Raw genomic sequence first — 15789 nt, 5'->3', positions numbered from 1 at the left:
ATGCGATGGTTGATGGGACTTGCTTTCGTGCTCGTGTTCGCTTGGCCCGCTTGTGCCGCCGAGCAGGAGCTCGAACTGTCGGTCGAGGGCCGCACGACGCTCGCAACACTGCGGACACCGGCGGCGATGACACCAGACACGCCGCTCGTCGTGATGACCCACGGCACGCTCGCGCACAAGGACATGGAGGTCATCCAGGGCGTTGCGAAGGCACTGGAGCAGCGCGGCATCGCCTCGCTCGCCCATACGCTGTCGCTGGGGCTCGATCGCCGCAAGGGCATGTACGATTGCGCCGTGCGGCATGATTATGTCGTTGAGGATGCGGTCGCCGAGATCGGCGCCTGGGTCTCGCGGGCGAGGGGCATGTCCCGGCTCGTCTTGGCGCTCGGTCATTCGCGCGGCGGCAACCAAGTCGCGCGGTATCTCGCAGCAAGCGAAACCCCGCCGGTGACGGGTGCGGTGCTGCTGGCGCCGGTGACCGCAAAAGCCGAGGCCGATGTGCGGGTTTCCTACGCCACGACCTATGGCAAGCCGCTCGAGCCGATTCTGGAGCTGGCAACGAAGGCGATTGCAGCCGGCCGCGGCGGGGAGTGGATGGACGTGCCCGGCTTCATCCATTGTCGCAATGCCGTGGTGACGGCACGGGCCTTTGCGTCATTTTACGCTGCCGATGCCGGCCAGGATACCGCCGCGCTCGTGGCGCGCACGAAGCCGCCGGTGCTGGTGCTTGCCGCGACCAAGGATAGCGTCGTGCCCGACGTCGCAGCCGCCTTCGGCTCGCTTGCTGGGTCGAGCGGCGGCAGGGTCCAGCTCGACACGATCGAAGATGCCGATCATTTCTTCCGCGACCTGTTCGCGGAAGACGTCGCCGACCGCATCGCCGAGTTCATCAAGCAGACACGATAGGAGGGGGACCATGCAGCGTCGATCCATGCTTCGCGCGAGCCTTGCCGGACTATTTAGTGCTTTCGCAGTGCGCCAGGCGTCCGCGGCGACGGAAACGCCCGCGCGGCAGCGCGTCGTCTATCATCTCGCCGATGCCGATCGCGTCGCCTTCGTTCTCGGCAATCTGCAGAACCATGTCGACGGCGTCGGCGGACCCGGCAAGGCCGACATCAGGCTGGTCGTGCACGGACCGGCGCTGCGGGCCTTCCACGCGCTCGCGGCCCAGGACCACACAATTGCGATGATGACGAAGCTGGTCGCTGCCGGCGTCGGCTTCGACGCCTGCGCCAACACGATGAAGGCCCAGGGCGTCAAGCTCGACGACCTCACGCCCGGCTTCGTCGTCGCCGAGAAGGGCGGCGTGGTGCGGCTCGCCGAGCTGCAACAGCAGGGATTTGCGTATTTGCGTCCCTGAACAGGCACACGGCTATGCGCCGGGATTGATCTCGCTCATACAGCACGGCCGCGCCGCGCGATAGATTGGCAAGTCCAGGGCATATTGAGGCGGCCGTGCTGACGACACTCATCGATTTCATGGGGGAAGACCGGCTGTCATGGCTGGGCGGCCTCCTGGTCGGCGGCCTCTTTGGATTCTTCGCCCAGCGCAGCCGCTTTTGCCTGCGCGCTGCCGCCGTCGAGTTCTCCCGCGGCGAGGGCGGGCCGCGCCTTGCGGTGTGGCTGTTGACCTTCGCCGCCGCGCTGGTGGGCACGCAAGGCCTGGTCGCGCTCGGCTGGCTCGACGTCTCCGAGGCGCGGCAGCTCGCGCAGCAAGGAAGTATCTCCGGTGCGCTGGCCGGTGGGGTGATGTTCGGCTGCGGCATGATCCTCGCTCGCGGCTGCGCCAGCCGGCTGCTCGTGCTCTCGGCCAACGGCAATCTCAGGGCGCTGCTGTCGGGCCTGGTGTTTGCTGTCACCGCTCAGGCCTCCTATCGCGGCTTGCTGTCGCCCGCGCGCGAGTGGGTCACCAATCTGTGGCTCGTCGACGGTGGGCCGTCGCGTGACATCATGGCGGTGTTCGGAGGCGGCACACAGGAGAAGCTCGCTTTTGGCACAGCGTGGCTGATCGCAGGACTCGCCTTTGCTTTTCGCAGCCATTTGCCGCGTCGGCTGCTTCTGGCCGCGCTCGCTGCAGGGGCGGCCGTCGTCGCCGGCTGGTTCTTCACCTACCAGCTGTCGCAGGCCTCCTTCGCGCCGGTGACACTGAAGAGCCTCACCTTCAGCGGACCGTCGGCCGAATTGCTGATGCTGGTCCTGAACAGCTCCCAGCTCCGGCTTGGCTTCGACCTCGGCATCATTCCGGGCGTGTTCCTCGGCTCGTTCGCCGCGGCGGCGCAGGCGGGTGAGCTGAAGCTGGAAGGATTTTCGGACGGGCTCGGCATGCGCCGTTATCTGCTCGGCGCGGTGCTGATGGGGTTCGGCGCGATGCTCGCCGGGGGCTGCGCGGTCGGCGCCGGCGTGACCGGCGCCTCGGTCTTCGCGCTCACCGCCTGGCTCGTGCTCGGCGGCATGTGGCTGGGAGCGGGCCTCACGGATTTGATCGTCGACCGCGGCGGCATGCCGCAAGCTCGACCGGCGACGGGCTAGGCAACGCGGAAACCATGACCTCTGAGGTAATGGAAGGGCCGAAACCTGCGTGATAGGTTTCCGGTCATGAACGCACATGCAGCCACGGCACGTACTGATCGAAGCCAACCGGTCCATATCGGCGACCATTTGCGCGAATGGCGGCAGCGCCGCCGCATGAGCCAGCTCGATCTTGCGGGCGAAGCCGAAATCTCGGCGCGTCACCTGAGCTTCGTCGAGACCGGCCGCGCCGCGCCCTCGCGGGACATGGTGCTCAGGCTCGCCGAACGTCTCGACGTGCCCTTGCGCGACCGCAACGTGCTGCTGGTCGCGGCCGGCTACGCGCCGGCCTTCCAGCAGCGCCCGCTGGAGGATCCCGCCTTGAAATCAGCCCGCCAGGCGATCGATCTCGTGCTCAAAGCCCATGAGCCCAACCCCGCGCTCGCGGTGGACCGGCACTGGAACCTGGTGTCGGCCAATCGCATGGTGGCGCCGCTGCTGGACGGCATTCCGCAGCATCTGCTCGGCCAGCCCTTCAACGTGCTGCGGCTCGCCTTCCATCCCGAGGCGTTGGCGCCGCGCACGGTCAATCTCGCGGAATGGTGCGGACATCTGTTGGAGCGGCTGCATCGGCAATGCGAGGCGACGGCCGATCCTGAATTGATCAAGCTCTATAACGACCTCAAGAGCTACCCGATTCCCGCGCGCGCAGGGCCGCTGTCGAGCGACAATGTCGCGATTCCCTTCAAGCTGCGCCATGGCGGGGAGATACTGAGTTTCTTCTCCACCACCATGGTGTTCGGCACGCCCGTCGACATCACCCTGTCGGAACTGGCGTTGGAGACATTCTTCCCGGCGGACGAGCGCACCGCCAAACGGTTGAAGCAGATGGCGGCCGGGCTGTCATAGCGGCGTTTACAGACAGCGGCGGCCCCCGCATAATCCTCGGGATGGATACACGCGCGTTCCGGCGAATGCGGCCGGCCAACCCCGTCGGCGATCTCCTGCGCGGCTGGCGCACGCGACGCAGCTTGAGCCAGGCGGAATTGGCGTTCGAGGCCGGCATCTCGATCAAGCATCTGAGCTATGTCGAGACCGGCAAGGCGGCAGCAAGCCGGGACATTCTGCTGCAGCTTGCATCCGCGCTCGATCTGTCGCTGCGCGACCGCAACGCGCTGCTCGAGGCCGGTGGCTTTGCCCGGCAATATGGCGAACGCGATCTCGCCGCGCCGGAGCTCGCCGACGCGCGGCGTGCCATCGATCTTCTGCTCCGGCGGCACGAGCCGTTTCCCGCAATCGTCACCGATCGGCGCTGGAACGTGAAGCAGGCCAATGGCGCTGCCTCACGCCTGATGACCATGTTGCTCGGCGCGGAGCGCATGCAGCGGCCGCTCAACCATATGCGCATGTTCCTCGCGCCGAACGAGCTCAAGCCGTTCGTCGAGAACTGGCCCGTAGTGGCCGCCGCGCTGCTGTCGCGTGCGCGCCACGAGGCGATGGCAGCGCCGCTCGACGAAGCCCTGCAATCGACCTGGCGTGAATTGATGCGGCTGCCGGAGCTTCCCGCATGTGGGGTCGAGGATCACGCCGTGCCGGGGCCGCTCTGCGAGGTGCGCCTCCGCAGGGACGATGTCGGCATCGGCCTGATTGGTGCGGTGCTGACGCTCGGCACGCCGCAGGATGTGACGCTGCAGGAGCTTCGCGTCGAGATGTTCATGCCGGCCGATGCCGCATCCGAAGCCGCCCTGGTCGCGCTTGCGGCTCAGGACGCCTGAGCTTGCGCGGCCTCGCGCCGCTCGAAGCTCATGGCCTGCATCACCTCCGCGAACGGACCCTTGCGGTCGCTCAATGTCGCCGTGGTGAGGCCCGCGCCGTTGGCGCCGACGCGCGTGGCCGCGCGGATCAGGATCCATTCGCCCTCCGGCGGACGGAAGAAGTAGAGGCTGATCTCGGGGTTGATGAAGGTCCAGTCGCGCATGTCGACGATCTGCGCAACGCCGCTGGAAAAGTCCGCGGCCTGCACCGCCTGCAGCAACGGCGTGTTCGGCTCGCCCTCGACCAGCGGCGCATCGAGCCGCATCCAGGCCGCCGCCGGGCCCGGCTTCTCCAGCGCGCCCTCGATCAGCCGCACCGAGACGTTCTGGAAATAGCGGCTCCATTTCTGCGCGAAGGCCGGCGGCGGGCTGCCTGCTTCGGGTGCCTCGTCGACGGCTGCGGGACCTGCGAAGGGATCGACGGGCGATTCTCCGCTCGGTGCCGTCAGCAGCGCCGTGCAACGGCCGATCTCGGTCTCGCCGTCCATCAGCCGCACCTGCAAGGTCTTTGCCTTGCGGCCGTCGCGCAGCAATTCGGCAATGGTGCCGAAGGCACGGAGGCCCGCCGGCCGCCACAGATCGAAGGTCAGGCGCCGCACCGCAAAGCCGGAGGCGGTGGCGAGGCGCTCGACCTCGCGAGCCATCAGCGCGGTGGTGGCGCTACCCTGCAACATCTCCGGCGACCATGGCCCGCCGGCATGCTCGGTGGCCCGGAATTGCTGGCCTTCCGGCCTGAAAATGGCGCTCATCGCGGTCTCCTTCGGCCTTGATCCTGGCCGCGAGTATCCCGGCGGGCCGGAGCCGTCACAATAACCGCAGAGGTGCAGTCGTGAGCCATGCAGGACGGGTGCCTTGCGCCGTCCCCGGTTCGGCTTATCTTCCGGCGAACCCGGTATCCGCCCGAAGGAGGCGCCTGACATGAGCACGCTGAAACCGCTCCAGATCGACGTCGTCTCCGACGTGGTGTGCCCCTGGTGCTATATCGGCAAGCACCGGATCGAGAGCGCGCTGGCGCTCGTTCCTGACGTTCCGGTCAAGCTCAGTTTCCGCCCCTTCTTCCTCAATCCCTGGGTGCCGCGCGAGGGCATCAGCCGCGAGGCCTACCTCACCCAGAAGTTCGGTTCGGTCGAGGCCTATAAGGGCATTGCGGGGCGCGTCGTTGCGGCTGCAAGCGAGGAGGGCCTCGTCTACAAGCCCGAGCTGGTCGCGCGCCAGCCCAACACCACCGACTGCCATCGCCTGATCCTGTGGGCGGAAGCGATCGGCAAGGCGCCCGAGATGAAGCAGCGCCTGATGGAGCTGTATTTCCGCGACGGCGGCGATCTCACCGACGTCAACGTGCTGGTGCAGGCGGCCGCAGATATCGGCCTCGATGCCGACGACGTGCGCAAGCGCCTTGCCACCGACGAGGACGTCGCACGCGTCTCGGCGGACGCGCAGGAGGCCGCCGAGAAGGGCATCTCCGGCGTGCCCACCTATGTCTTCGCGCAGAAATACGCCGTCTCCGGCGCGCAGGATGCGAACCTGCTCGCTCGCGCCATCCGTCAGGTCTCTGAGGAGATCAACACCGAGGCGGCGGAGTAGCGTTCGCTTATTTCCGGAGGCTGCGAACCAAGCGTCGCGCGGTCTCGTGCGCGGCGTTGAGCCCGACCAACGCGCCGTGAATGAGCGCGACGACCGGATCGTGCCGCCGCAGCGGGATCAGCACGTCGCCGATCGCGAAACGTTCCCGCCAGATCGGGTTGATCATGGGGTGGTCGGCGCTGGCGGTGGAATCCGCGCTGGCGATGGCGGGATCGGCGCAGAGGTGCCGCGTGAGCTCGAGCGTGAGCTGCACGCCCGGCGAATATTTTGCAAAGCGCTCGTCGATGCCGAGCTTGAAGAAGAAGGCGCGATCCTGATGGCGCAGCACGATGCCGGCGGCCACCGGTGTCGTCCCGGCGCGAAGCGTGACGATCTCGCACTGCGCGGTCTCCGCCAGGGCCGGTACGGCGCGGCGGATGAAGGTCGCATCACCGGCGTGCTGAACCAGCGCGGTGCCGCGCTTGCCTTTCCAGCCGCTGGCTTCAAGCTGCAGGAAGGTCTCGAGCGCGGGCCCGATCTCGTCCGGCCGGCCCGCGACGTCGAACGTGACGGGGCCGTGCTCGTCGAGTCGATGGCGCAGGCGACGCAGCTCCTTGAGCTTCTTGGCGCCGAGGGCCTCGCGCAATAGCGTTTCGTCATCCTGCGTCGCATCGAGGCTGGCGCGGAGATAGGAGGACAGGACGCGCGGCTTCAGGCCGTCGTGGTTCAAGACCTGCTTGAGCGCATTCATCGCAGCACCGTCGATCGCGACATCGTTCAGCACCAGCGCGTGTGCGCCGGACTCGCGGGCCTGCTGCAACAGCCGCGTGGCCGCATCGATCGGGGCGTCGCGGTCGATCAGCGGACTGCACAGCGTGCCGTAGGGATGCGCGCTCACCAGCGCGGGCAGGGGAATCTTCAAGGCTTGCCACAGCGAGATCACGGGCATCAGCCCGATCAGCCGCGTCGAAGCGCCGTCGAACGCGGGCAACGCCGAGGCCGAGGTGCGGCCGCGCGCGGATGCGCTGACGGCGAGCTCCCAGGCAGGCAGGTAATATCCGTTCGGCTCGATCGCCCGCTGCGCGAGAGCACGCCATTGTCCGGGGTCGATCGCATGGAGCGGGACGCGCGCGGCCATGGCATCCTTTGCGGATGCCGGATGGATCGCTGCCTGCTGCGCGATGTCGACCACGTCCCCTCGTCCCGTTCGCGCGGGCAAATGCCGCGTCACGGGGCCATGATTAGCGCAAAGATTGGAAAATACCGTTGGCGCGCCGTTTCAATTCGAACGGTAATGTTAACGTCTTATTGAGCATCCGGTGCCGGATGCTCGATTTGAACCTCACTTGTCGCCGGGCAGGAAGTGATCACGGGCGCTCGCTTGTCCACCGCTGGCCGTATCGGTGATCGTGACCTCGAGATCGCGCGAACTCTTCGGCAGATCGGCCGGCCCGACCTGCACCGACAGTCTGACCTCGCGGGTCTGGTCCTGCCCGACCTCGACGATCGGCTTGCCATCGGGAGCGGCTTCGATGCCGGCGACCCGAATGGTTGCACCGGGCAGTCCCGAAACGTCCAGCGTGAACGATCGCTGTGCGCCTTTGTTGAGAATACGCACGGTGTAATCGTTGCGCACGCCGCCGTCCGACAGTTGCACGAACAGCGGGTTGCGCTCGTGCAGCACGTTGACGTCCATGGTCGCGCGCGTGGCGAGGGTGTAGATCATGATCGTGCCGACGATGGCAATGGCGGCCGTATAGATCAGCGTGCGCGGGCGGATGATGCGATAGATCGGCGGCTTGCCCTCGCGCCGGCGCTGCATGTTGATGTCGGTGTCGTAGCCGATCAGGCCCTTGGGCCGTCCGATCTCCTGCATGACGTTGTCGCAGGCGTCGATGCAGAGGCCGCACTGGATGCAGCCGAGCTGGATGCCGTGGCGGATGTCGACGCCGGTCGGGCAGACGTTGATGCACTGGTGACAGTCGACGCAATCGCCGGCGAGATCGCCCTGGATGCGGGCGGCTTCCGCCTTCTTCACGGACATGCGGGGCTCGCCGCGGTCCCGGCGATAGGTGACGTTGAGTGCCCATTCGTCGGTCAGGGCCGCCTGGATGCGCGGCCACGGGCACATATAGATGCACATCTGCTCGCGGGCGTGGCCGGCAAAGACGTAGGTCGTTGCGGTCAGGATGCCGATCCAGAGATAGGCGATGAACGGAGCCTGGAAGGTCGCGAGCTCCTTCACCAGCGTCGGCGCATCGTCGAAATAGAGCACCCAGGCGCCGCCGGTCCACCAGGCGATCATGATCCAGAGAAAATGCTTCAGCGCGACCTTCCGGATGTGATCGAACGTCCAGTAGCGCTTGTCGCCCTGCATGCGCTCGCGGCGGTCGCCCTCGACCCAGCGCTCCACGGCGTAGAACAGGTCGGTCCACACCGTCTGCGGGCACAGATAGCCGCACCACAGCCGTCCCGCGACCGCGTTCATCAGAAACAGTGCCATCGCCGCGAGGATGAGCAGACCGGTGAAATAATAGACCTCTTGCGGCCACAGCTCGATGAAGAAGAAGTAGAAGCGGCGATGTGGCAAGTCGATCAGCACGGCCTGGTCGGGCAGACCGGGTCCGCGATTCCACCGCACGAACGGCAGGAGATAATAGATCCCGAGTGTGACGCAGAGGATCGCCCATTTGATGCGGCGGAACGGCCCATGGACCGACTGCGGATAGACCTTCCTGCGTTTTTCGTAGAGAGGCCCTTCAATGAAGGTGTCGTCGGTCATGGCAAATTCCCCCGCATCAATGGCTGGATTCGCGCGTTCAGGAGAACGCGCAGCCGCTGCTTAGGCCCAGCTTCCTGAATACGATCGCTGCCGGGCAGAAGCCGGTGATCGAGGCCTGCAACATGTTGAGCCCGGCAAAGGCCGTCAGCAGGTACCAATACGCGTTCACATAGGTGCCCAGTGCGAGACCGAGCAGGACAACGAACCCCGCAAAGGCGAGGACGGCTTTATCGACATTCATGGCAGGCTCCTTCTTAGGTCCGGGTCAGGTTGGCTTCGGTCCAGGTGACGATGCTGCGCGTATCCATCGCGCCGGATTGGCGGGCGATCTCGCGGCCGCCGCGCATCAAGAGCAGCGTCGGAATGCCGCTGATGTTGAGCCGCGACGACAAGGCGGGCGCGTTGTCCGAATTCAGCTTCAACAGCCGCACGCCGGGCTCGAGCTGTTGCGCCGCACGCTCGAACATCGGGGCCATGGCGCGGCAGGGTCCGCACCACGGCGCCCAGACGTCGATCAGCACGGGAATGTCGCTGCTGGCGACATGGCGGTCGAAGGCTTTCTCGTCCACCTCGATCGGATGGCCGGTGAACATCGGCTGATGACAGGCGCCGCAGCGCGCACCTTCCGGTGCGCGCTCGGCGGGCAGGCGGTTGATGCGCCCGCAATGTCCGCAGACGATCTGGCGTGTCGTGCTCATGTGCCGGTTCGGACCTCCTTGATCTTGGCGATGTTCAGCCTGTCGAGCAGGAAGCGCTCGTAGAACGGCTCACTCTCGCCGCGCCGCATCTTGCGCAGGAAGTATTTCTCGAAGGCGACCTTGGCGAAGTGTACCCATTCGCCTTTTGAGGACCAATTGACGTTGCGCGGCGGGATCTGCGGCTGCGCCAGGAAGGCGACGCCGGAATCGCCGAAATCGGCGAGGCAAATCGCGTTCCAGGTTGGCTGCGCCGTGGGCGCCTTGCCGCGGAGCAGGGCGCCGATGTTGATCGCGGTCGCCGTCACCATGGATTCGATCATGAAGCCGGTCTTGGGCACGCCCACCGGCACCGGCGTCGCGCCGACCGGCGCGATCGCCACGCAGACGCCGACTGCAAAGATATTGGGGAAGGTCGGGTTCTGCTGATGCTTGTCGACGATGACGAAGCCGCGCGGGTTGGTCAGCTTCTCGATGCCGCGAACCGCTTCGACGCCGCGAAAGGCGGGCAACATCATCGAATAGGCGAATGGCAGCTCATGGGCCTTGCGAGAGGTGCCGTTGTCGGACAACTCCTCGACCGTCATGAGGCCAGCGTCGATCTTGTCGACGCGGGCGTTGGTGATCCATTTGATGTGCTTCTCCCGCATCTCGCTTTCAAGCAGACCCTTGGTATCTCCGACGCCGTCGAGACCGAGATGGCCGATATAGGGCTCCGAGGTGACGAAGGTCATCGGCACCCGGTCGCGCAGCTTCTGCCGGCGCAGCTCCGTTTCCAGGATGAAAAGGAATTCGTAGGCCGGCCCGAAGCAGGAGGCGCCCTGAACGGCACCGATCACGACCGGACCGGGATTGGCCGCGAGCTTCTCGAAAGCTTCACGGGCGTGCGCGGCGTGATCGACATGACAGATCGATTGCGTATGACCCTGCGGCCCAAGACCGGGGATTTCGTCGAAGGCAAGTTCAGGACCGGTCGCGACGACCAGATAATCATAGTCGATCGACGTGCCGTCGCCGAGCTCGACACGGTTCTCCTCGGGGTGGACGCGCTTTGCCCCCTGCGTCAGCAGCCGCACGCCCTTGCGTTTCATGATGTCGGCGAGATCGATCTCGATCTCCTCGCGCTTGCGCCAGCCGACGGCTACCCACGGATTCGAGGGCACGAAATGATAGACCGCGCCTTGCGAGACGACGCTGAGGCGGTCGTCCTTTCGCAACTGGGGCAGCAATTCATAGGCCATCAGCGTTCCGCTCAGACCGGCTCCGACTACGACAACTTCCGCCATGGGTACCTCCGTTGGATCAGGCCGCATCACCGGTTCTGTGCCGGCTGTCGTGCAGCGCTTGACTATATATTCGTAATTACGTATATACGCAAGTATGAAAATAGATAGCGAAATCATGGAGCGGGCGGCGGATCAGGCGAGCGAGTTGCTCAAGGCACTCTCGAACCGCCACCGTCTTCTCATCATCTGCCAGTTGATCGACGGCGAGCGGTCGGTCGGCGAGCTGGCTGAGTTCCTCAGCCTGCGGGACTCTACGGTCTCTCAGCATCTTGCGCTCCTTCGCAAGGACGGCCTCGTTGCCGCCAGGCGTGATGCGCAGACGATCTTCTATTCGATCGCCAGCGAGCCGGCGCGCGAGATCCTGAAGACGCTTTATCAGGTGTTTTGCGCGCCGAAGTCCGCAAGGACAAAGTGAAGCCTAGGCAATGGCGGGCGGGTGCGCCTTGCGCGAGATCAACGCGCCTCCGCCCGATGTCGATGAAATGAGAGGACACCGCGGCGCGGTGCGATGAACCAATGAGGACACGGATGCGTCCCTTGCAATATCTGGCGCGCCTGGGGCTGTTGGCCGCGTGGGCGGCGATCGGGGTACCGCCGGCATCCCTTGCCGCCGCGGAGACGTTTGGCGTTGCGCAGCAGAAGGTCGCCGACGAGAAGGCGGTCTTCGCGACCGTCGAGAGCATCAGCGTGGTCCCGGCGCGTAGCCGCATCGGCGGCACCGTCGTTCAGCTCAAGGTGCGGGAAGGGGATCGCGTCGCCGCGGGTCAAATCATCGCAGCGATCGGGGACGAGAAGCTCGTCCTCCAGATGACATCGCTCGATGCGCAGATCGAGGCGCTGCAGGCCCAGGCCAAGCAGGCGCAGCTCGACTTCACCCGGACTGAAGGGCTGGTCGAGCGCGGCATCCTGCCGCGCGTCAAGCTCGACGAGCAGCGCACGGCGCTCAACGTCGCCGACAACGGCCTGCGCGCCAGGACCGCGGAGCGCGCCGTCATCAACGAGCAGCTCAACCAGGGACAAGTGCTGGCGCCGGCGGACGGACGCGTGTTGAAGCGACTGATCACCATGGGATCCGTCGTGCTTGCGGGCGATCCGATCGTCACGGTCGCCGAGCAGAACTTCAAGCTGCGGCTGCGCGTGCCGGAGCGCCACGCGCGCTTCCTCAAAGCCGGCGATAAGGTCCGCGTCGATGGTGCAGAGCTGGCAGGCGAAGCCTCTAAATGGGGTGTGGTCGACCTCGTCTATCCTCAGATCGAGGAGGGGCGGGTCATCGCGGACGCGACGGTCGAGGGGCTCGGCGAGTATTTCGTCGGCGATCGCTTGCGGGTCTGGATCGCCGGCGGCGTGCGGTCGGCCTTCGTCATTCCTTCCAGCTATGTGACGACCCGGTTCGGCGTCGACTACGTCCAGCTTCGGAAAGCGGATGGGACGATTGACGTGCCGGTGCAGCGCGGCCGCGAGATGCCGACCCCTTCGCTTCCTGACGGGCTCGAGATCCTGTCGGGCATCCGGGCCGGCGACGAATTGGTGCGGCCATGAATCTCGGTCTGTCAGGACGGTTGACCCGGTCGACCATCGCATCGCCGCTGACGCCGCTGTTCCTGCTCGGCGGGCTCGTCGTGGGGCTGATCGCCGTCGTCGTGATCCCGCGCGAGGAGGAGCCGCAGATCAGCGTTCCCATGGTGGACATCCGCGTCAATGCCGACGGCCTGCGCGCGCCCGACGCCGTGGAACTGGTGAGCAAGCCGCTGGAATCGATCGTCAAGGGTATCGACGGCGTCGAGCACGTCTACAGCCAGACCGAAGACGACCGCGTGATGGTCACCGCGCGCTTCCTGGTGGGCACCAAGTTCGAGGATGCTATCCTGCGGGTGCACGAGAAAATCCGCGCCAATCTCGACCGCGTTCCCGTCGGCATCCCCGAGCCGCTGATCGTGGGACGGGGCATCAATGACGTCGCGGTGTCGGTGTTGACGCTGTCGCCGAAGCCGGAGGCGGCCAGCCGCTGGACCGACAAGGACCTCTATGAGCTCGCCGACAAGCTGCGCGCGGAGCTGATGAAGGTCGACGACATCGGTCTCACCTACATTTCCGGCGGCGCGGCGCAACAGATTCGGGTCGAGCCCGATCTGGAGAAGCTGTCGTTGTTCGGCGTCACGCTGCAGCAGCTCGTGGCCAAGGTGAAGGACGCCAACCGCTCGTTCCTGGCCGGGCAGGTCCGCGATGCCGGCATCGTCCGAGGCGTTGCAGCGGGGCAGACGCTGTCAGGCGTTCCCGACATCGGATTGTTGCTGATCACGAGCCGCGACGGCCGGCCGGTCTATGTCAAGGACGTCGCCTCCGTCGTCGTCGGTCCGAGCACCATCGAGCATCGGGTCTGGACGGATTCGCGCGGGCCCGCCGGGCAGTGGACGCGCACGCCCGCCGTCAGCCTGGCGCTGGCGAAGCGGGCCGGCGCCAATGCTGTCGTCGTGTCCGAGAACATCGCCAAGCGCCTCGACGGATTGAAGTCGCGCCTGATCCCGGATGATATCCAGGTGACGGTGACGCGCGACTATGGTGAGACGGCCAACGAGAAGGCCAACGAGCTCTTGTTCCACCTCGGCCTCGCGACGGTTTCGATCGTCGTCCTGATCGCGGTCGCGATCGGTTGGCGCGAGGCGCTGGTGACCTTCGTCGTGATCCCCACGACGATTCTCCTCACGATGTTCGCGGCCAATTTGATGGGCTACACCATCAACCGCGTCAGCCTGTTCGCGCTGATCTTCTCCATCGGCATTCTGGTCGACGACGCCATCGTCGTGGTCGAGAACATCGCGCGGCACTGGGGCATGCGCGACGGCCGGCCGCGGCTGCAGGCGACCATCGAGGCGGTTGCGGAGGTCGGCAATCCCACCATCGTCGCAACGCTGACCGTGGTCGCCGCGCTGTTGCCGATGTTGTTCGTGTCGGGCCTGATGGGTCCCTATATGGCGCCGATCCCGGCCAATGCGTCGGCGGCGATGCTGTTCTCGTTCTTCGTCGCGATGGTGGTGGCGCCCTGGCTGATGCTGAAGCTCGCACCGAAGGGCGAGACGGCCTCCGCGCATGCGGAGCACGACGAAGGTCGGCTCGGCCGGCTTTACCGTCGCTTCGCCACGCCGATCGTGCGGAGCAAGCGGTCGGCCTGGATCTTCCTGCTCGGCGTCGGCATCGCGACCCTGCTGTCGATGACGCTGTTCGCGACCAAGTCGGTGACGGTCAAACTGCTGCCGTTCGACAACAAGTCCGAAATCGCCGTGGTCGTCGACCTGCCGGAAGGCGCGAGCCTGGAGGCGACCGAGCGCACGCTGTTCGGCGCGACCGAGATCGCGCGGCAACTGCCCGAGGTCACCTCGCTGCAATCCTATGCCGGCACGCCGGCTCCCTTCAATTTCAACGGCCTGGTACGTCACTATTATCTGCGGGAGAGGCCCGAACTCGGCGAAGTGCAGGTCAATCTGGCCGCGCGCGGCGAGCGCAAGCGCGCGAGCCACGAGATCGCGCTCGAGCTGCGCGAGAAGCTGAAGGCGCTTGATACGCCCGCGGGCACCAGCCTCAAGGTGGTCGAGGTGCCGCCGGGGCCGCCCGTGCTGTCGACGCTGCTCGCCGAGGTCTACGGTCCCGATGCGGCCACGCGCCGTGCGGTCACGGCCGAGCTCAAGAAGGTGTTCGCGGACGTGCCGTTCATCGTCGACATCGACGATTCCATCGGCGAGAAGCGGCCGCGGCTTCGGCTCTCGATCGACCAGGACCGGCTCGAATTCTTCGGCGTCGAGCAGCGCGACGTCTACGACACCATCCAGGCGCTGTTCGGCGGCATCTCGATCGGCTATTCGCATCGCGGCGAGGACCGCAATCCGATAGAGATCGCGGTGCATCTCGGAAAGCGCGATCTGGTCTGGGACGAGGCGCTGGCCTCGACACCGGTGCCGGCCAACACGTTGCCCGGCAGCAAGACGGTGGTCGAGCTTGGCCAGGTCGTGAAGGCGACTATGGAGGAGGGCTCGCCGACGATCTTCCGCCGCGACGGCCGCTTCGCCGACATGGTGATGGCCGAACTCGCCGGGCGCTTCGAGGCGCCGCTTTACGGCATGCTCGCGGTTGCCGATCGCGTCGAGACTCATGACTGGGGCCGGCTGCCGAAGCCCGCGATCAGCCTGCACGGCCAGCCCTCGGACGAGTCGCGGCCGACGCTGCTATGGGACGGCGAATGGGAGATCACCTGGGTGACCTTCCGCGACATGGGCGCCGCCTTCGGGGCAGCCATCCTCGGCATCTACGTGCTGGTCGTCGCCCAGTTCCGGAGCTTCCGTCTGCCACTCGTCATCCTGACGCCAATTCCGCTGACGTTGATCGGCATCCTGATCGGGCACTGGCTGCTGGGTGCGCCGTTCACCGCGACCTCGATGATTGGCTTCATCGCGCTTGCCGGCATCATCGTGCGCAACTCGATCCTGCTGGTCGACTTCATCCGGCACAGCAACGCAGACGGCAAGTCGCTGCGCGATGTGGTGCTGCAGGCGGGCGCTGTGCGTTTCAAGCCAATCCTGCTCACCGCGCTCGCCGCCATGATCGGGGCCGCAACCATCCTGCTCGATCCGATCTTTCAGGGGCTGGCGATCTCGCTCCTATTCGGGCTCGCCTCGTCGACGCTGCTCACCGTGCTGGTGATCCCCGCGATCTATATCGCCCTGCGCGCACCGCGCGAGGCGGCTCCGAGCGCATCCAAATCCAACTAACGAGGGTCCGATGGACAAGAACTACGTCGACATCACCAGGAACATCTCGGCCAATCTGAAGAAGCTTCGTAGCGACATTCCCGACACCATGAAGGGATTTTCCGCGCTCGCCCAGGCCGCCACGCGTGACGGCGCGCTGGACAAGAAGACCAAGGAGCTGATGGCGCTGGCGCTCGGCGTCGCCGCGCATTGCGACGGCTGCATCGGCTTCCACGCCGAGGCGCTCGTCAAGCTCGGCGCAACCCGCGAGGAGATCGAGGAGACGCTTGGCATGGCCGTCTACATGGGCGGCGGGCCGTCGCTGATGTACGCGGCCGATGCGATCGCGGCCTACGAGCAGTTTCAGCAGCAATCGTCCGCCGGCTGATCTTCGTCACCCGA

The 15789-nt window shown here is 66.0% G+C and carries 16 protein-coding genes; 10 read left to right on the top strand and 6 right to left on the bottom strand.

The features are described 5' to 3' along the window. The 5 genes from RPS27_RS30520 (at position 1) to RPS27_RS30500 (ending at position 4283) form a co-directional block, all read left to right on the top strand. A complete protein-coding gene (locus tag RPS27_RS30520; RefSeq protein WP_194403191.1) occupies positions 1 to 906 on the top strand; it encodes an alpha/beta hydrolase in 906 nt (301 codons plus the stop codon). Positions 907 to 916: 10 nt separating this feature from the next. Further along, the gene (locus RPS27_RS30515; protein ID WP_313754880.1) at positions 917 to 1360 is read left to right on the top strand and encodes a DsrE family protein; all 444 of its coding nucleotides are present in this window, start codon (positions 917 to 919) and stop codon (positions 1358 to 1360) included. A 95-nt stretch (positions 1361 to 1455) separates the two neighbouring features. Continuing rightward, positions 1456 to 2529 (top strand): YeeE/YedE family protein, encoded by a 1074-nt coding sequence (locus RPS27_RS30510; protein ID WP_313754879.1) that lies wholly within the window; start codon positions 1456 to 1458, stop codon positions 2527 to 2529. Positions 2530 to 2595: 66 nt separating this feature from the next. After that, a complete protein-coding gene (locus RPS27_RS30505) occupies positions 2596 to 3417 on the top strand; it encodes a helix-turn-helix transcriptional regulator (RefSeq protein WP_313754878.1) in 822 nt (273 codons plus the stop codon). 65 nt (positions 3418 to 3482) lie between these two features. After that, positions 3483 to 4283 carry a helix-turn-helix transcriptional regulator gene (locus RPS27_RS30500; RefSeq protein ID WP_313754877.1) on the top strand — a complete coding sequence of 267 codons (801 nt, stop codon included), beginning with the start codon at positions 3483 to 3485 and terminating at the stop codon, positions 4281 to 4283. Here RPS27_RS30500 and RPS27_RS30495 read toward each other — a convergent pair. Next, on the bottom strand, positions 4271 to 5071 hold the full coding sequence (locus tag RPS27_RS30495) for a thioesterase family protein (protein ID WP_313754876.1): 801 nt from the start codon (positions 5069 to 5071) through the stop codon (positions 4271 to 4273). The two genes, RPS27_RS30500 and RPS27_RS30495, sit on opposite strands and share 13 nt — an antisense overlap. Before the next feature lie 169 nt (positions 5072 to 5240). Between RPS27_RS30495 and RPS27_RS30490 the strand changes: the two genes are divergently transcribed. Next, on the top strand, positions 5241 to 5906 hold the full coding sequence (locus RPS27_RS30490; RefSeq protein ID WP_313754875.1) for a DsbA family oxidoreductase: 666 nt from the start codon (positions 5241 to 5243) through the stop codon (positions 5904 to 5906). 7 nt (positions 5907 to 5913) lie between these two features. Here RPS27_RS30490 and RPS27_RS30485 read toward each other — a convergent pair whose 3' ends face one another. From RPS27_RS30485 to RPS27_RS30465, 5 genes are all read right to left on the bottom strand, one after another. Beyond that, the gene (locus tag RPS27_RS30485) at positions 5914 to 7077 is read right to left on the bottom strand and encodes a GNAT family N-acetyltransferase (RefSeq protein WP_313754874.1); all 1164 of its coding nucleotides are present in this window, start codon (positions 7075 to 7077) and stop codon (positions 5914 to 5916) included. A 150-nt stretch (positions 7078 to 7227) separates the two neighbouring features. Then, positions 7228 to 8667, bottom strand: a complete 1440-nt coding sequence (ccoG, locus tag RPS27_RS30480; RefSeq protein WP_211418917.1) for a cytochrome c oxidase accessory protein CcoG — start codon at positions 8665 to 8667, stop codon at positions 7228 to 7230. 37 nt (positions 8668 to 8704) lie between these two features. Then, a complete protein-coding gene (locus tag RPS27_RS30475; protein ID WP_194403182.1) occupies positions 8705 to 8908 on the bottom strand; it encodes a DUF2892 domain-containing protein in 204 nt (67 codons plus the stop codon). A 13-nt stretch (positions 8909 to 8921) separates the two neighbouring features. Continuing rightward, a complete protein-coding gene (gene trxC, locus RPS27_RS30470; RefSeq protein WP_211418918.1) occupies positions 8922 to 9365 on the bottom strand; it encodes a thioredoxin TrxC in 444 nt (147 codons plus the stop codon). Continuing rightward, positions 9362 to 10648 (bottom strand): FAD/NAD(P)-binding oxidoreductase, encoded by a 1287-nt coding sequence (locus RPS27_RS30465; protein WP_313754873.1) that lies wholly within the window; start codon positions 10646 to 10648, stop codon positions 9362 to 9364. The genes trxC and RPS27_RS30465 overlap by 4 nt, the downstream gene beginning before the upstream one ends. A 115-nt stretch (positions 10649 to 10763) precedes the next feature. Between RPS27_RS30465 and RPS27_RS30460 the strand changes: the two genes are divergently transcribed. The 4 genes from RPS27_RS30460 to RPS27_RS30445 all read left to right on the top strand — a co-directional run bounded on the left by RPS27_RS30460 (position 10764) and on the right by RPS27_RS30445 (position 15775). Next, positions 10764 to 11063: an ArsR/SmtB family transcription factor gene (locus RPS27_RS30460; RefSeq protein ID WP_025037340.1), complete on the top strand. Its 300-nt coding sequence runs from the start codon at positions 10764 to 10766 to the stop codon at positions 11061 to 11063. A gap of 113 nt (positions 11064 to 11176) precedes the next feature. Further along, the gene (locus RPS27_RS30455) at positions 11177 to 12187 is read left to right on the top strand and encodes an efflux RND transporter periplasmic adaptor subunit (protein WP_194408383.1); all 1011 of its coding nucleotides are present in this window, start codon (positions 11177 to 11179) and stop codon (positions 12185 to 12187) included. After that, positions 12184 to 15408, top strand: a complete 3225-nt coding sequence (locus RPS27_RS30450) for an efflux RND transporter permease subunit (RefSeq protein WP_194403179.1) — start codon at positions 12184 to 12186, stop codon at positions 15406 to 15408. The genes RPS27_RS30455 and RPS27_RS30450 overlap by 4 nt, the downstream gene beginning before the upstream one ends. Positions 15409 to 15418: 10 nt before the next feature. Beyond that, positions 15419 to 15775: a carboxymuconolactone decarboxylase family protein gene (locus tag RPS27_RS30445; protein ID WP_194403178.1), complete on the top strand. Its 357-nt coding sequence runs from the start codon at positions 15419 to 15421 to the stop codon at positions 15773 to 15775. The last annotated feature ends 14 nt before the right edge of the window (positions 15776 to 15789 follow it).

Origin of the sequence: Bradyrhizobium sp. WYCCWR 12699 (assembly GCF_032144035.1) — a bacterium.
Classification (GTDB): domain Bacteria; phylum Pseudomonadota; class Alphaproteobacteria; order Rhizobiales; family Xanthobacteraceae; genus Bradyrhizobium.
The sequence above is the reverse complement of the archived record's forward strand: the minus strand, read 5'-3'. Positions and strand labels throughout refer to the sequence as shown.

What these genes read in the sequence shown, in the direction of transcription:
- RPS27_RS30520 (WP_194403191.1), top strand. Translation starts at nt 1, where the DNA reads ATGCGATGGTTGATGGGACTTGCTTTCGTGCTCGTGTTCGCTTGGCCC.
- RPS27_RS30515 (WP_313754880.1), top strand. Translation starts at nt 917, where the DNA reads ATGCAGCGTCGATCCATGCTTCGCGCGAGCCTTGCCGGACTATTTAGT.
- RPS27_RS30505 (WP_313754878.1), top strand. Translation starts at nt 2,596, where the DNA reads ATGAACGCACATGCAGCCACGGCACGTACTGATCGAAGCCAACCGGTC.
- RPS27_RS30500 (WP_313754877.1), top strand. Translation starts at nt 3,483, where the DNA reads ATGCGGCCGGCCAACCCCGTCGGCGATCTCCTGCGCGGCTGGCGCACG.
- RPS27_RS30495 (WP_313754876.1), bottom strand. Translation starts at nt 5,071, where the DNA reads ATGAGCGCCATTTTCAGGCCGGAAGGCCAGCAATTCCGGGCCACCGAG.
- RPS27_RS30490 (WP_313754875.1), top strand. Translation starts at nt 5,241, where the DNA reads ATGAGCACGCTGAAACCGCTCCAGATCGACGTCGTCTCCGACGTGGTG.
- ccoG (WP_211418917.1), bottom strand. Translation starts at nt 8,667, where the DNA reads ATGACCGACGACACCTTCATTGAAGGGCCTCTCTACGAAAAACGCAGG.
- RPS27_RS30475 (WP_194403182.1), bottom strand. Translation starts at nt 8,908, where the DNA reads ATGAATGTCGATAAAGCCGTCCTCGCCTTTGCGGGGTTCGTTGTCCTG.
- trxC (WP_211418918.1), bottom strand. Translation starts at nt 9,365, where the DNA reads ATGAGCACGACACGCCAGATCGTCTGCGGACATTGCGGGCGCATCAAC.
- RPS27_RS30465 (WP_313754873.1), bottom strand. Translation starts at nt 10,648, where the DNA reads ATGGCGGAAGTTGTCGTAGTCGGAGCCGGTCTGAGCGGAACGCTGATG.
- RPS27_RS30460 (WP_025037340.1), top strand. Translation starts at nt 10,764, where the DNA reads ATGGAGCGGGCGGCGGATCAGGCGAGCGAGTTGCTCAAGGCACTCTCG.
- RPS27_RS30455 (WP_194408383.1), top strand. Translation starts at nt 11,177, where the DNA reads ATGCGTCCCTTGCAATATCTGGCGCGCCTGGGGCTGTTGGCCGCGTGG.
- RPS27_RS30450 (WP_194403179.1), top strand. Translation starts at nt 12,184, where the DNA reads ATGAATCTCGGTCTGTCAGGACGGTTGACCCGGTCGACCATCGCATCG.
- RPS27_RS30445 (WP_194403178.1), top strand. Translation starts at nt 15,419, where the DNA reads ATGGACAAGAACTACGTCGACATCACCAGGAACATCTCGGCCAATCTG.